Source organism: Mycobacterium sp. 012931 (assembly GCF_000419295.1).
In the GTDB taxonomy this organism is placed as follows: Bacteria; Actinomycetota; Actinomycetes; order Mycobacteriales; family Mycobacteriaceae; genus Mycobacterium; species Mycobacterium marinum.
This window is the reverse complement of sequence record NZ_AOPX01000001.1, coordinates 4,773,558-4,787,476: the sequence shown is the minus strand read 5'-3', so window position 1 is coordinate 4,787,476 and position 13,919 is coordinate 4,773,558. Positions and strand designations below refer to the sequence as shown.

Annotated in this window: 13 protein-coding genes; 9 read left to right on the top strand and 4 right to left on the bottom strand. The window is 64.7% G+C overall.

Annotated elements, in window-relative coordinates:
• Nucleotides 1-47 precede the first annotated feature (47 nt).
• The 3 genes from MMSP_RS21040 to MMSP_RS21030 form a co-directional block, all read right to left on the bottom strand.
• A complete protein-coding gene (locus MMSP_RS21040; protein WP_020788252.1) occupies nt 48-578 on the bottom strand; it encodes a DUF1003 domain-containing protein in 531 nt (176 codons plus the stop codon).
• Nucleotides 575-1,882 (bottom strand): magnesium transporter MgtE N-terminal domain-containing protein, encoded by a 1,308-nt coding sequence (locus tag MMSP_RS21035; protein WP_036426821.1) that lies wholly within the window; start codon nt 1,880-1,882, stop codon nt 575-577. Before MMSP_RS21035 ends, MMSP_RS21040 begins: the two co-directional genes overlap by 4 nt.
• A gap of 100 nt (nt 1,883-1,982) precedes the next feature.
• The gene (locus MMSP_RS21030; RefSeq protein ID WP_036426819.1) at nt 1,983-2,660 is read right to left on the bottom strand and encodes a DUF4190 domain-containing protein; all 678 of its coding nucleotides are present in this window, start codon (nt 2,658-2,660) and stop codon (nt 1,983-1,985) included.
• A 241-nt stretch (nt 2,661-2,901) separates the two neighbouring features.
• Here MMSP_RS21030 and MMSP_RS21025 point away from each other — a divergent pair, with 241 nt between their 5' ends.
• From MMSP_RS21025 to MMSP_RS20990, 8 genes are all read left to right on the top strand, one after another.
• The gene (locus tag MMSP_RS21025) at nt 2,902-3,429 is read left to right on the top strand and encodes a general stress protein (RefSeq protein ID WP_036426817.1); all 528 of its coding nucleotides are present in this window, start codon (nt 2,902-2,904) and stop codon (nt 3,427-3,429) included.
• Nucleotides 3,430-3,439: 10 nt separating this feature from the next.
• Nucleotides 3,440-4,876 carry an ABC transporter substrate-binding protein gene (locus tag MMSP_RS21020; protein WP_020788248.1) on the top strand — a complete coding sequence of 479 codons (1,437 nt, stop codon included), beginning with the start codon at nt 3,440-3,442 and terminating at the stop codon, nt 4,874-4,876.
• Entirely contained in the window at nt 4,873-5,781 is a 909-nt protein-coding gene (locus tag MMSP_RS21015) for a carbohydrate ABC transporter permease (RefSeq protein WP_020788247.1), read from the top strand. The genes MMSP_RS21020 and MMSP_RS21015 overlap by 4 nt, the downstream gene beginning before the upstream one ends.
• Nucleotides 5,771-6,622 (top strand): carbohydrate ABC transporter permease, encoded by an 852-nt coding sequence (locus MMSP_RS21010; protein WP_036426815.1) that lies wholly within the window; start codon nt 5,771-5,773, stop codon nt 6,620-6,622. The genes MMSP_RS21015 and MMSP_RS21010 overlap by 11 nt, the downstream gene beginning before the upstream one ends.
• 4 nt (nt 6,623-6,626) lie before the next feature.
• The gene (locus MMSP_RS21005) at nt 6,627-7,814 is read left to right on the top strand and encodes an ABC transporter ATP-binding protein (protein ID WP_020788245.1); all 1,188 of its coding nucleotides are present in this window, start codon (nt 6,627-6,629) and stop codon (nt 7,812-7,814) included.
• A complete protein-coding gene (locus MMSP_RS21000; RefSeq protein ID WP_020788244.1) occupies nt 7,811-8,404 on the top strand; it encodes a suppressor of fused domain protein in 594 nt (197 codons plus the stop codon). The genes MMSP_RS21005 and MMSP_RS21000 overlap by 4 nt, the downstream gene beginning before the upstream one ends.
• Before the next feature lie 280 nt (nt 8,405-8,684).
• A complete protein-coding gene (locus MMSP_RS20995; protein WP_012395774.1) occupies nt 8,685-10,130 on the top strand; it encodes an amino acid permease in 1,446 nt (481 codons plus the stop codon).
• Between the two features lie 241 nt (nt 10,131-10,371).
• Nucleotides 10,372-11,571: an LLM class flavin-dependent oxidoreductase gene (locus MMSP_RS20990; protein WP_020788243.1), complete on the top strand. Its 1,200-nt coding sequence runs from the start codon at nt 10,372-10,374 to the stop codon at nt 11,569-11,571.
• Here MMSP_RS20990 and corA read toward each other — a convergent pair.
• Nucleotides 11,522-12,622, bottom strand: a complete 1,101-nt coding sequence (corA, locus tag MMSP_RS20985; RefSeq protein ID WP_020788242.1) for a magnesium/cobalt transporter CorA — start codon at nt 12,620-12,622, stop codon at nt 11,522-11,524. The genes MMSP_RS20990 and corA overlap by 50 nt on opposite strands.
• 183 nt (nt 12,623-12,805) lie before the next feature.
• Between corA and MMSP_RS20980 the strand changes: the two genes are divergently transcribed.
• Nucleotides 12,806-13,795: a malate dehydrogenase gene (locus tag MMSP_RS20980; protein ID WP_020788241.1), complete on the top strand. Its 990-nt coding sequence runs from the start codon at nt 12,806-12,808 to the stop codon at nt 13,793-13,795.
• Nucleotides 13,796-13,919: the final 124 nt, after the last annotated feature.

Genomic DNA, 13,919 nt, shown 5'->3' with positions numbered 1-13,919 from the left:
CATACATAACTCCTGTGACGCGAGTGGCGCAATGGGGTACTCGGATCTCAGTAGGTTTTCTTGGCCCGCCGCTCAGTCCCGTTGGTTTCCGTATCGGGTTGGTCCGACTGCAGTTCCGCGACCAGGTCCCGCAGACTCTCCAGCTCGTGGCGCAGGTAATCCCGAGTCGGTACCGCGCCGATGGCCAGGCGCAAGGCGGCCAGCTCGCGGGCCAGATACTCGGTGTCGGCCTTGGTCTGCGCGGCGCGGCGGCGATCACCGTCGAGCAGGACACGGTCGCGGTTCTCCTGCCGGTTCTGGGCCAGCAGAATCAGCGGTGCCGCATAGGAGGCCTGAGTGGAGAAAGCCAGATTCAGCAGGATGAAAGGGTACGGATCCCAGCGCAGCTTGACCGCGAACAGGTTCAGCGATATCCAGATCACCACGATCAGCGTCTGCACCAGCAGGTAGCGCCCGGTTCCGAAGAAGCGTGTGATGGACTCGGTCGTTCGCCCGACCGCCTCGGGATCCAGTCGCGGTGCAAAGGCGCGTGATGTCCGAGGGGTGTACAGCCGTCGTGCCGCTGGGGTCTTGCTCACAAGGCTCCTCCGGATCTGGCAGGTCTGCCGGCGGGGTCGAGCTGCTGGACGTCCACCCGCCAGTCATGGGGCAGCAAGTGGTCGAGCAGGTCGTCGACCGTGACGGCTCCCAACAGGTGGTTCTGGTCGTCGACCACAGGCCCGCACACCAGGTTGTAGGCGGCGAAGTAGCGGGTCACGTCGGCCAAGGGGGTCTCTGGTGTCAGGGTCAGTAGGTCGGTATCCACGATTCCGCCGACCAGCTCGGCCGGTGGTTCGCGCGGTAGTCGCTGCAGATGCACGTAGCCCACGTAGTGGCCGGTGGGCGTCGCCGTGGGCGGGCGCGCCACGAAAACCATGGATGACAACGCTGGGGTCAGGTCCGGATCACGCACCCGGGCCAGCGCCTCGGCAACCGAGGTGTCTGGGGTCAGCACCACCGGATTCGAGGTCATCAGCCCACCCGCGGTGTCGGGAGAGTGCTGCAGCAGGCGGCGCACCGAATCGGAGTCGTCGGGGTCCATCCGAGTCAGCAAGACCTCGGCATCGGTTGGATTCAGCACACCGAGCAGGTCCGCGGCGTCGTCGGGATCCATCTCCTCGAGCACATCTGCGGCGCGCTCGGTACCCAGCTGGGAGAGCACCTCGGCCTGATCCAGCTCGGGCAGCTCCTGCAAGATGTCGGCCAACCGCTCGTCGTCGAGAGCCTTGAACACCTCGTAGCGGCGCTTCGACGGAAGCCCGCGGATGGCGTCGGCGACGTCGACCGCCCGCCGCCCCTCGAACTGGTCGAGCAGCTGAGCCACGTCCTGATCGGGCATCGCTAGGGCCGATGGAGTCAGCCCGCGCACGTTCTGCCAGTCGACGACGTGTAGCGGCCCGCGGCGTCCCAGCCGTCGCGGGCTGCGGACGGCGACTCTGGTGACCATCCAGTCGCGTGTTCGGGTTTGCTCGATCCCCAGGTCGGTGATCACGATGTCGGCGTTGGCCAGCTCCGGCAGGTCGGGGTCGTTCACCCGCACCGGCGTGTCAAGCACCTGGCCAATCGCCAGCACTTCGCCCGGCTGCTGCTCGAAGTGGCGCAGCGACACGCTCGCGGTGCTCAGTGTCACCGCGTTCGGCTCAATTGCGGCAACCCGCAGCATCGGTATGAAGATGCTGCGACGGGTGGCCAAATCGACGACCAGCCCCAGCACTCGCGGTTGCTGGCGCACGATGCTGATGCTGATGACGACGTCGCGGACCCGCCCGAAGGTTTCCCCGAATGGCCCCAGCACCATCATTCGTGAAAGCCGTGCCACGTACACCCTCTTGACCGATCCCATGGTGGAAAGCGTAGGCAGCCCCCCCTCGGCGGGGTACCGAGCCGGGTTGCCGATTGCCGCGAACGTGTCGCTAGTTGACCGCTGTCGCGCCGATGAAGCGCTAGTGAGAGGGAATGCTGAAGATTCCGACTACCAGGTAGATCAACAGCGTCGCGACCGCGATCACGATGCCGGCCACCGCCAGGCCGTAGCCATCTTCGCGGGTTTGCTTGATCTGGTTGATTGCGATGGTGCCGACCACGATCGCCACGACCGAGCCGATGCAGCAGAACACACCGACCAACGAGGACACCAGCGCGACGATCGCCATGGTGTTCATGCCGGGCAGCGCCGGTCCATAACCCGCCATCGGATCCGGTGGCGGGTAGTACCCGCCGGGGTAGGACGGCGGCGGGTAGTTGGGTGGCGGCGCGCCGTAAGGTGCCGCCATGGGCGCGGGGGGCGCGGGGGGCGGCGGGGGCGGAGGGTACGGGGTGCCCCCGTACTCGCCCGCGGCTGCGCCGTAGGGCGGGTACCCGGGCGGTGGGTAGCCGGGCGGGGGTGGGTACCCGGTCGCGTAGTCGGGTGGGTATCCGCCCGGTCCGACCGGCTCCGGCGGGTAGGCGGGCGGCGGATAGGACGGCGCTGGGTAGTCGTCGGCTGGTGATGCCGCTTCCGGGGCAGCCCAGGGGGCGTCGGGCGGTGGGGAAAAGGGTTGTTCGGAAGGCTGCTCACCGGGTGGGGGTGAGGCAGCGCCGTCGTGGGCACCCTCGTCGAAGGAGCCGCCGGGTGCTGTCATGGTGACAACCTAACCTATATGTACGCCGTGGGTTGTGTCCGTCAAGCGACCTCCCGCGCGGCCGGCCCGGGGCCCTATCCAGGCATGATGCGCCAGGTCCAGGCGGTTTACCGGTTACTCGGGGTCACGCGATGCGTGCACGGACATCCCGAAGGTGAAACGATGGCCAAGGCATACAAAAATGAGGACTAATACGGACCGATAAGGACCGACAAGAACCAATGAGGACCAATGAGGACCGATGACTAGCCCCTTCCAGCCCGGACAGGTTCCCGGCTCAACGTCGCCCGCCGGCGCTGCGGGCCGGCGCGGTGTGCCTGGATTGCCCACCCCGCCAAAGGGCTGGCCGGTGGGGTCCTATCCCACCTATGCCGAGGCGCAACGCGCGGTCGACTATCTGTCTGAACAGGACTTCCCGGTCCACCAAGTGACGATCGTCGGCGTCGATCTCATGCAGGTGGAGCGGGTCACCGGTCGGCTGACTTGGCCCAAGGTGCTCGGCGGTGGGGTGCTCAGCGGAGCGTGGCTGGGTCTGTTCATCGGCCTGGTACTCGGTTTCTTCAGTCCCAACCCATGGGGTGCTCTGGTCACCGGCTTGGTTGCCGGGGTGTTCTTCGGCTTGATTACCTCAGCGGTTCCGTACGCAATGGTGCGCGGGACCAGAGACTTCAGCTCCACCATGCAATTGGTGGCCGGCCGCTATGACGTGCTCTGCGATCCGCAGAATGCTGAGAAGGCGCGAGATCTGCTGGCCCGCCTGGCAATCTGATACCCGCCGGATGCGCGCAGGTCAACCGCGCAGCCATCGCGGGCGGGTGTGGCCGCCGGGCACGGCCGTGTTGGCGGCGCTGACCATCGCATCGGCGCTGTTGGCGCTGCCTGCCTGCCGGTCCGGCAACAGTGGCCTGGTAATCGGCTTCTACACGCCGTCCGCCGATGCGACCACGTTCGCCGCGGTCGCGCAGCGCTGTAGCGAACGAGCCGCCGGCAGGTACACCATCGCGTACGTCGGCTTGCCCAGATCTCCCGATGAGCAGCGGCTGCAACTCGCTCGGCGGCTGGCCGGAAACGACCGCACCCTCGACGTGATGGGCTTGGACGTGATGTGGACCGCGGAGTTCGCCGAAGCGGGGTGGGCGCTGCCGCTGTCGGAGGATCCGGCGGGACTCGCCGAGACGGACGCGACGATCGATACCTTGCCGGGTCCATTGAAGACCGCCACCTGGAAGCATCGGCTATACGCCGCTCCGGTCACCACCAATACCCAATTACTCTGGTATAGACCAGATTTGGTTGCTCAACCGCCGGAGACCTGGAACGCGGTGGTGGCGGAAGCGGGTCGGCTGCGTGCGGCCGGTCAGCCAACCTGGATCGCGGTGCAGGCCAACCAGGGCGAGGGTTTGATGGTCTGGTTCAACACCGTGCTGAGCAGCGTTGGTGGCCAAGTGCTTTCCGACGACGGCACCCGGGTCACCCTGACCGATACCCCCGCGCATCGCGCCGCAACCGTTGCGGCCCTGCGGGTCCTCAAATCGGTGGCGACGGCGCCCGGAGCCGACCCGTCGATCACGCGCGCCGAGGCGGGAACGGCCCGGTTGGCTTTCGAACAGGGTAAGGCGGCCCTCGAGCTCAACTGGCCCTATGTGTTCGCCTCGATGCTCGAGAACGCGGTGAAGGGGGGCGTGCCATTCCTGCCGCTTGACCGGCTTCCCGAACTGGCCGGCAGCATCAACGACGTCGGGACGTTTGCGCCTACCGACGAGCAGTTCCGCATCGCATATCTGGCCAGCCAGAAGGTGTTTGGCTTTGCGCCCTATCCCGCGGTATTACCGGGACAGCCGGCCAGGGTGACCATCGGCGGGCTGAACCTGGCGGTGGCCAGCACGAGTCGCCACAAAGCGGAAGCGTTCGAAGCCGTCAGGTGCTTGCGTGACCCGCAGAGCCAGAAACGTCTCGCCATCGAAGGCGGTCTGCCGGCGGTGCGGACGTCTTTGTACGCCGATCCACAGTTTCAGGCGAAGTATCCGATGTACCGGATCATTCGTCAGCAGCTCACCGAGGCCGCAGTGCGGCCCGCGACGCCGGTCTATCAGGCCGTGTCGCTGCGGTTGTCGGCGGAACTGAGTCCGGTCACCGAGATCGACCCGGAACGGACGGCCGACAAGCTCGCCGCGCAGGTCCAGCAGGCCATTGACGGCAAGGGCCTGCTTCCGTGACCGCCTTCCTGCGCTCCAGGGGACGCCGTGCGGAACGGCGCCTGGCGTTCGCCCTGGTGGCGTCCGCGACGATATTGATGCTGCTGGTGATCGGCTATCCCATCGGCTACGCGATGTGGCTGAGTCTGCAGCGCAACAACTTGGCCACCCCGAACGAAACCCGGTTCATCGGCTTGGGCAATTACCAGACCATCTTGGTCGACCGCTATTGGTGGACGGCTCTTGCGGTGACCGCCGCCATCACGGTGGTCTCGGTAGCGTGCGAATTCGTGCTGGGCCTGGCTCTGGCGCTGGTGATGCACCGCAGCCTGGTGGCCAAAGGATTGGTGCGTACGGCGGTGCTGGTTCCCTACGGAATCGTCACGGTGGTCGCGTCATACAGCTGGTACTACGCGTGGACGCCGGGCACCGGCTATCTGGCGAACTTGCTGCCGCAGGGGATTGCGCCACTGACCCAGCAGATTCCGTCGCTGGGCATCGTCGTGATCGCCGAGGTATGGAAGACCACGCCGTTCATGTCGCTGCTGCTTCTGGCCGGGTTGGCCATGGTTCCCGAAGACCTTTTGCAGGCGGCGCAGGTCGACGGTGCGGGAGCCTGGCGACGACTGACCAAGATCATTCTGCCGCTCATCAAACCGGCTGTGCTGGTGGCGCTGTTGTTCCGCACCCTGGACGCTTTCCGGATTTTCGACAACATCTACGTGCTGACCGGGGGCGACAACGACACCGCGTCGGTATCGATTCTGGGCTACGACAACCTGTTCAAGGGATTCAATGTGGGCCTCGGCTCGGCGATCAGCGTGTTGATCTTCGGTTGTGTCACTCTCATTGCGGTTGTCTTCATCACGCTGTTCGGCGCCCATCAATTCCATTCTGCGCCAGGTGGTGTCACCGATGCGCGCTGAGACTGGGACCGTGTCGACGGGTAGCGGGCGGCGAACGTTCTGGGTGGCCATCGACACCATGGTCGTGGTCTACGCCCTGCTCCCGGTGCTGTGGATCTTGAGCCTGTCGCTCAAGCCGACATCAACGGTCAAGGACGGCAGACTGATTCCGTCGTCGGTCACCCTCGACAACTATCGCGGCGTCTTCGGCGGAGACCTGTTCAGCTCGGCGCTGATCAACTCGATCGGGATCGGATTGACCACCACCGTGATAGCGGTGCTGCTCGGTGCCATGGCGGCCTATGCCGTCGCGCGGCTCGATTTTCCGGGCAAACGACTGCTCGTCGGGGTCACACTGCTGATCACCATGTTTCCGGCGATCTCGCTGGTGACCCCGTTGTTTAACATCGAACGCCGGATCGGGCTGTTTGACACCTGGCCCGGACTGATCCTGCCCTACATCACTTTCGCACTGCCGCTGGCCATTTACACGCTGTCGGCGTTCTTCCGGGAGATTCCATGGGACCTGGAGAAGGCCGCGCAAATGGACGGGGCGACATCGTATCAGGCGTTTCGTAAGGTGATTGTGCCGCTGGCCGCGCCCGGGCTGGTGACGGCCGCGATTCTGGTGTTCATCTTCGCCTGGAACGATCTGCTGCTGGCGCTGTCGCTGACCGCGACCAAAGCATCGATCACCGCACCGGTTGCGATCGCCAATTTCGCCGGTAGCTCTCAATTCGAGGAACCGACCGGATCGATCGCGGCGGGCGCGATGGTGATCACGGTGCCGATTATCGTCTTCGTACTGATCTTCCAACGACGGATTGTCGCCGGGTTGACCTCTGGCGCTGTGAAGGGGTAGCGCAATGGCCGAGATAGTGCTCGAGCACGTCAACAAGAGCTACCCCGACGGCCACACGGCGGTAAGAGACCTCAACATCACCATCTCCGATGGCGAATTCCTGATCCTGGTAGGACCTTCCGGCTGCGGTAAGACCACGACGCTGAACATGATTGCCGGCCTTGAGGATATCTCTTCGGGGGAACTGCGGATCGGCGGCGAGCGGGTCAACGAGAAGGCGCCCAAGGACCGCGACATCGCCATGGTTTTTCAGTCTTATGCGCTGTATCCGCATATGACGGTGCGACAAAACATCGCCTTTCCCCTCACGCTGGCCAAGATGAAGAAGGCGGCGATTGCGCAGAAAGTGGAAGAGACGGCGAAGATCCTCGATCTGACCAGCTTTCTCGATCGCAAACCGTCGCAGCTGTCCGGCGGCCAGCGCCAGCGCGTCGCCATGGGCAGGGCAATCGTGCGCCATCCCAAGGCGTTCCTGATGGACGAACCGCTGTCGAACCTGGATGCCAAGTTGCGGGTCCAGATGCGTGGGGAGATCGCCCGGCTGCAGAAGCGGCTGGGCACCACCACGGTCTATGTCACCCATGATCAGACCGAGGCCATGACATTGGGCGATCGGGTTGTGGTCATGCACGCCGGCGCGGCACAACAGATCGGCACTCCCCAAGAGCTGTACGAACGGCCGGCCAATCTGTTCGTAGCCGGGTTCATCGGCTCACCGGCCATGAATTTCTTCCCAGCGGTTCTGACGCCGACGGGGCTGACCCTGCCATTTGGCGAGGTGACCTTGGATCCGCAAGTCCAGCAAGTGATTGCCCAGCATCCTCGACCCGCGAACATCATCGTCGGAATCCGGCCCGAGCAGATCCAAGACGCCGCATTGATCGATGCCTACCAACGTATTCGGGCGCTGACTTTCGAGGTCAACACGGACTTGGTGGAGTCACTGGGCTCGGACAAGTACGTGTACTTTTCGACCGCGGGTTGTGATATGCACTCGGCTCAGCTCGACGAGCTGGCAGGCCTGGAGGGAGACTCGGAAGTGATCGAAAATCGTTTCGTGGCACGGGTTTCTGCCGAATCCAGAGCGACCTTGGGGAGGCCGATCGAGTTGGCATTCGACACCACCAGGCTCACCGTTTTCGATGCCGACACGGGTGCCAACCTGACCAACCCGATCGCTGCGGTCCAGTGACCCAGATTCTGGACCAGGTGCGCACTCACCTGCACGGCTACTTCGAGTCCGAGCCCGACACGGCGAGTGTGACGTTTCTGGGCGCTGATCCGATCGAGGTACTTCGGCTCCGCTCCGCGGCGAGCGGATTGGTCCACTATGTGTCGCTAGGGTGTTCGCGTCAGTCGATGAACGATCCGACCCAGCTGGTCGCCGATCCCCACCGTGGACCACGCGCCGAAGTTGTGCTGAGCCTGCGCAATCCGGAGCCGGCCAGCGGTCTGGCGCGCAGCATCGCGATACTGGCTGCGACCCCCGCGGTCGACGGCGTGGTGCTGGTCGCGGACGCGTTGATCGATCTCGGCACCCCGTTGTGGGCACGCCCATCGGAGCGGGTCGCTTTCACCGCGGTCTTGCTGGGCCGCAGCGACATCCCGGATCTGCCGCAGCAGCAACCGCGCGACCCGGTGCAGTTTCTCTGCGCGACGCCCATCACCGCGACCGAGGCGGCCTGGGTGCGGCTCAAGGGCGCTGAGGCCATGCGCCAGGCGTGGCGCAACGATGGGGTGGATGTGCTGGACCCGCACCGCAAGGCCGCCCAACCCGGCTGACCCTGCCGGGCGCGGACCCGGAATTCGGCGCTGATCAGCAGTTAGATCCGCCACAGGAGGCTGCCGCGGGTCGGCGATGCCCGACGCGGGTCAACGGGCCCTGACCCGCGCTGAGCTGCCAAAACGCCAGCACCCGGGCGCCTGGCCGGCAGGTCCGGCGGTCGCGGAGTTTCGCGCGACATGAGCCGATGGGTTGTCTAGCCCGGCCAATCTTGACAGCTTTCCTCAAAACCTGGCCGCGTGGATTCGTTCCGTGCGCAGGGGATCCGATGGAGGCAACATGGCAGGTGCGGATACCGAGCACGAGATCGCGTTGGGCAAGGGCCTGCGCCAGCGTCATCTGAGCTTGATAGCACTGGGTGGGGTCATCGGAGCGGGCTTGTTCGTCGGAAGCGGGGTGGTGATTGCCGGCACCGGACCCGCGGCGGTCATCTCCTTCCTCATCGCCGGTCTGATCACGATGTTGATCATGCGGATGCTGGCCGAGATGGCGGCGTCTCAGCCTGTGGTCGGGTCCTTCTACGTCTATGCGCGCCAAGCGTTAGGCCCGCGCGGGGGCTTCGTGACCGGCTGGATGTACTGGTACTTCTTCGTTGTCGTGGTCGCGGTGGAAACCGTCGCGGGCGGGCGCATCCTGCAACTGTGGGTGCCGCAGATTCCGCTATGGGTGCTCAGCCTTGGCTTGCTGTTGGCGTTGACCGCAACGAATCTGGTGTCGGCCAGGTCTTTTGGCGAATTCGAATATTGGTTCTCGTCCATCAAGGTGATCGCGGTAGTTGTCTTTCTGGGTCTGGGGTTGTTGTGGACCATGGGATTATGGCCCTCTGCCACACCCGGATTGGGCAAGCTGGTCGACTTCGGTGGTTTCGCGCCACTGGGTTGGGGCGCGGTGCTGGCCGCCGTGGTGCCGTGCGTCGCGTTCTATACCGGTGCCGAGATCGTCACGGTGGCCGCCGCGGAGTCCGCCGAGCCGGAGCGCGCGGTTTCGCGAGCGATGAAATCGATCGTCGCGCGCATCATCGCCTTCTATGTCGGATCCATATTGGTCGTAGTCGCCGTGGTGCCGTGGAACACCAAAAGCGTTGGGGTGAGCCCGTATGCGTCCGCGCTCGCGGTCATCGGCATTCCCGGGGTTACCACGGTCATGAACGCGATCGTTCTGACTGCGGTCCTGTCCTGCCTGAATTCGGCGTTGTACACCACTTCGCGGATGGCGTTCGCCCTGACCATCCACGGTGACGGACCACGGTTTTTCACCAAGCTTTCCCGCAGCGGCGTGCCGCGGCGAGCGATCATCTTGGGTACCACCGTCGGCTATGCGTCGGTCGTTGCGACCTACGTCTGGGGCGATGTGGTATTCGAGTTCTTGGTCAACTCCTACGGTGCGGTAGCGCTTTTCGTCTACCTGATCATCGCGATCTCGCAGGTGATCCTGCGCCGCCGCGCCGAACGTGAAGACCCCGGGGGGTTGCGGCTGAAGATGTGGCTTTTCCCGTGGTTGAGTTACGCCACCATCGCCCTGATGGCCAGCGTGATCCTGGCGATGGCGGCGTTGTCGGCCACCCGGTCACAGTTCCTGATGAGCGGGGTAACCCTGGTGCTCATTCTGGCCACCTACGAGGTCCGTCGCCGGCGCCGGGTTGCGGTCGCCAGGAACGCGACCGTCGCGGCGCGGGCGTTCCAACCGGGCGTGCCGATGCCTGCCTGTGCGCAAAGATGCGGGTAACCGGCGTGCCAGACGAAGTGATCCACCCTGATGTCGGCGCGGGCGCGGCGCCGGCGTTACCGGCCGCAGGGCTTGGCATCTCAGACAACCCGATGCGCCGGGTCGAGCAAACCGTGCCGAATATCCCGTGCCGGCGGCATCGCTGACGCCCATTCGGATTGCATCCGTACAGATTTGAAATCGTGACGACGCCGGCTGGCTAAGCCAGCATGGGTCGATCGAAGTTAGGAGAACTAGGTACATGGCACTGTCATTTCATTGGTTCCTGCCCACCTACGGCGATTCACGCGGGCTTGTCGCCGGCGGGCATGGTCTGCCGATGTCGGGCAATCGGCCTGCGACCCTGCGGTATTTGAATCAGATTGCGGCCGCGGCGGAGAGCAACGGTTTCGAGGCGGTCCTGACGCCGGCCGGATTGTGGTGCGAGGACGCCTGGTTGACCACGGCGATGCTGGTTGGGACCACCGAAACGTTGAAATTCCTGGTAGCACTGCGGCCCGGACTGGTCAGCCCGACCTTGGCCGCGCAGATGGCCACGACCTTTCAGCAGGAGTCGGGGGGACGGCTGCTGCTCAATGTCGTCACCGGCGGGGAGGCACACGAGCAGCGCGCTTACGGCGACTTCCTGGACAAGCAACAGCGCTACCGCCGCACCGGGGAGTTCCTGCACGTGGTTCGCCAACTCTGGGCTTCCGGTCAACCGGTCACCTTCGAAGGCGAGCACATCCACGTGCACCAGGCTCAGTTGGGGCGCCTGCCCGACCCGCCGCCGCCCGTGTTCTTCGGCGGCTCGTCGGAAAGCGCCGGGGCAGTGGCGGCCCGCTACGCCGACACCTATCTCACCTGGGGTGAGCCCCTCAGCGCGGTAGGCAAGAAGATCGATTGGATCCGGGGTCTGGCCGCCGACCATGGTCGGGCGCTGTCGTACGGACTGCGCATCCATGTGATCACCCGAGATACCGCCGAAGAGGCGTGGCGAGTGGCAGACCGGCTGCTGGCCGGAATCGATCCCGCCGACATCGAACGGATGCAGGCCAATCTGGCGCGCAGTGAGTCCGAGGGACAGCGACGGATGGCCGAGCTACATGGGGGCGTCCCCGATCAACTCGAGATCGCGCCCAACCTCTGGGCCGGTGTGGGATTGGTGCGTGGGGGAGCCGGGACGGCCCTGGTCGGCTCGCACCAAGAGGTCGCCGAACGCATCATCGAGTACGCCCGGCTCGGAATCAGCCACTTCATCTTGTCCGGATATCCGCATCTGGAAGAGGCCTACTGGTTCGGTGAGGGCGTGCTGCCGATCCTCGAACGCAAACGACTATGGCATCGGCCGCACGGGTCATCGCCGCATTCGGCTGCGCTGCCGGTGGCTCACTCGTCGGTCAACTGGGCGTTCACAGCCAGTTTCGGTGCCGGAAGCTGCGGTAGAGGATCAGACAGATGATGGCCATGGTGCCGATCACCGCGGGGTAGCCCCACCATGCATCCAGCTCTGGCATGAAATGGAAGTTCATCCCGTAGATGCCGGCGATCATGGTGGGCACCGCGACAATGCCCGCGTAGGCCGAGATCTTGCGCATGTCCATGTTCTGCTGCATGCCGACCCGTGCCAGTGCGGCCTGCACCAGCGAGTTGAGCATCTCGTCGTAGCTGGAAACTTGCTCGGCGGCCTCGGTCTGGTGGTCGGCGACGTCGCGCAGATAGCGCCGGACCTCTTTGGAGATCAGATCTTTGTTGTCGGTCTGCATGCGCCCGAAGGCGACCGACAGCGGGTGCACGCACCGGCGCAGTTCCACCACTTCGCGTTTTAGTAGGTAGATCGGTTCTACGTCGAGTTTGCGGCCCGGCTGGAAGGCCACTACCTCGATGCTGTCGATGTCGGTTTCCATCAAAGACGTGACCGACAAGTAGTGGTCGACGACGTAGTCGGCGATGGCGTGCATCACCACGAAGGGCCCCAGCTTCAGATGTTCGGGGTCAGCGTCCATTCGTTTGCGCACTTCCGACAGGCCGCCGTGTTCACCGTGGCGCACGGTGATCACAAAATCCTTCCCGACGAAGATCATGATTTCGCCGGTCTCGACGATCTCGCGGGCCAGCACCACCGATTCGTGCGGAACGTAGTTCACGGTCTTCAAGACCAGGAACAGCGTCTCGTCATAGCGTTCCAGCTTGGGCCGCTGGTGGGCGTGCACGGCGTCCTCGACCGCCAGCGGGTGCAAACCGAAAACATCGGCCACGTCTTGCATCTGTTTCTCGTCGGGCTCGTGCAGCCCAATCCAGACGAATGCTTCCTGGCCCGCCAGTTCGATCTCGCGCACCTCGTTCAAGGCATCGGCGTACTCATACTTGCCGGGTATTCGCCGACCTTCGACGTAGACGCCACAGTCGACCAATGTCTGGGCCCGCGGCGCGGGCTCGGCATCAGTCTGTTGTGGTCGAGGTCGTGCGACGGTCCTAAGCGATTCGGGCAGCGCGTCAAATCCCTGGAACATGTCACCTCCGATCGCAGTGCAGGTTTGACCGGGCGGTGCTCCATGCTACGCCGTTTCGGCACGTCAACGTGGGACCGGAGGTATCGGCATGGGTCTGGATACTCCGGGTCGGTGCGGGTGCGCTAGTTTCGACCCGAAACCCAAACCCCAATATGCAGACTTCTCCATAAGGAGTACCCCGACGTGAGCGCAAGTCCCCTCAAGGTTGCCGTCACCGGTGCCGCCGGCCAGATCGGCTACAGCCTGTTGTTCCGCCTGGCCAGCGGCTCGCTGCTGGGCCCGGATCGTTCGATCGAGCTCCGCCTGCTCGAGATCGAGCCGGCGCTCAAGGCGCTCGAGGGCGTCGTGATGGAACTTGACGACTGTGCGTTCCCGCTGCTGTCCGGCGTGGAGATCGGCTCGGACGCGAACAAGATTTTCGACGGTGCGAATCTGGCCCTGCTCGTCGGCGCGCGTCCGCGCGGTCCGGGCATGGAGCGCAGCGACCTGCTCGAGGCCAACGGCGCGATCTTCACCGCTCAGGGTAAGGCGCTCAACGAGGTCGCCGCGGACGACATCCGCGTGGGAGTGACCGGTAACCCGGCCAACACCAACGCCCTGATCGCGATGACCAACGCCCCCGACATCCCCCGGGAGCGGTTCTCGGCGCTGACCCGCCTGGACCACAACCGCGCGATCTCGCAGCTGGCCGCCAAGACCGGTGTCGCGGTCACCGACATCAAGAAGATGACCATCTGGGGCAACCACTCGGCCACCCAGTACCCCGACCTTTTCCACGCCGAAGTCAAGGGCAAGAACGCGGCCGAGGTGGTCAATGACCAGGCGTGGATCGAGGAGTACTTCATCCCGACCGTCGCCAAGCGTGGTGCGGCGATCATCGACGCGCGCGGCGCATCCTCGGCCGCTTCGGCCGCGTCGGCGACCGTCGACGCAGCCCGTTCCTGGTTGCTCGGCACCCCCGCCGACGACTGGGTCTCGATGGCTGTCCTCTCCGACGGTTCCTACGGTGTGCCCGAGGGCCTGATCTCCTCGTTCCCGGTCACCACCAAGGACGGCAACTGGAGCATCGTCAAGGGCCTGGAGATCGACGAATTCTCCCGCGGTCGCATCGACAAGACGACCGCTGAACTGGCCGACGAGCGCAAGGCGGTCACCGAGCTCGGCCTGATCTAGTTCTTCGCGCAGCACCGGCCATGACGGGGTAGGCATCACCCGACGTGGCCGGTGTTGCCGTTTCGGCCCCGCGCGCCGGCTCTCCAGACTATCGATCTCTGATCAGGCATAACGTGGCCAGTGG

Excerpts from the sequence above, each read along its gene's own strand:
- MMSP_RS21005 (WP_020788245.1), top strand. The coding sequence starts at position 6,627 with ATGGCCGAGATAGTGCTCGAGCACGTCAACAAGAGCTACCCCGACGGC.
- MMSP_RS21030 (WP_036426819.1), bottom strand. The coding sequence starts at position 2,660 with ATGACAGCACCCGGCGGCTCCTTCGACGAGGGTGCCCACGACGGCGCT.
- MMSP_RS21020 (WP_020788248.1), top strand. The coding sequence starts at position 3,440 with ATGCGCGCAGGTCAACCGCGCAGCCATCGCGGGCGGGTGTGGCCGCCG.
- MMSP_RS21035 (WP_036426821.1), bottom strand. The coding sequence starts at position 1,882 with ATGGGATCGGTCAAGAGGGTGTACGTGGCACGGCTTTCACGAATGATG.
- MMSP_RS20995 (WP_012395774.1), top strand. The coding sequence starts at position 8,685 with ATGGCAGGTGCGGATACCGAGCACGAGATCGCGTTGGGCAAGGGCCTG.
- MMSP_RS20990 (WP_020788243.1), top strand. The coding sequence starts at position 10,372 with ATGGCACTGTCATTTCATTGGTTCCTGCCCACCTACGGCGATTCACGC.
- MMSP_RS21025 (WP_036426817.1), top strand. The coding sequence starts at position 2,902 with ATGACTAGCCCCTTCCAGCCCGGACAGGTTCCCGGCTCAACGTCGCCC.
- corA (WP_020788242.1), bottom strand. The coding sequence starts at position 12,622 with ATGTTCCAGGGATTTGACGCGCTGCCCGAATCGCTTAGGACCGTCGCA.
- MMSP_RS21010 (WP_036426815.1), top strand. The coding sequence starts at position 5,771 with ATGCGCGCTGAGACTGGGACCGTGTCGACGGGTAGCGGGCGGCGAACG.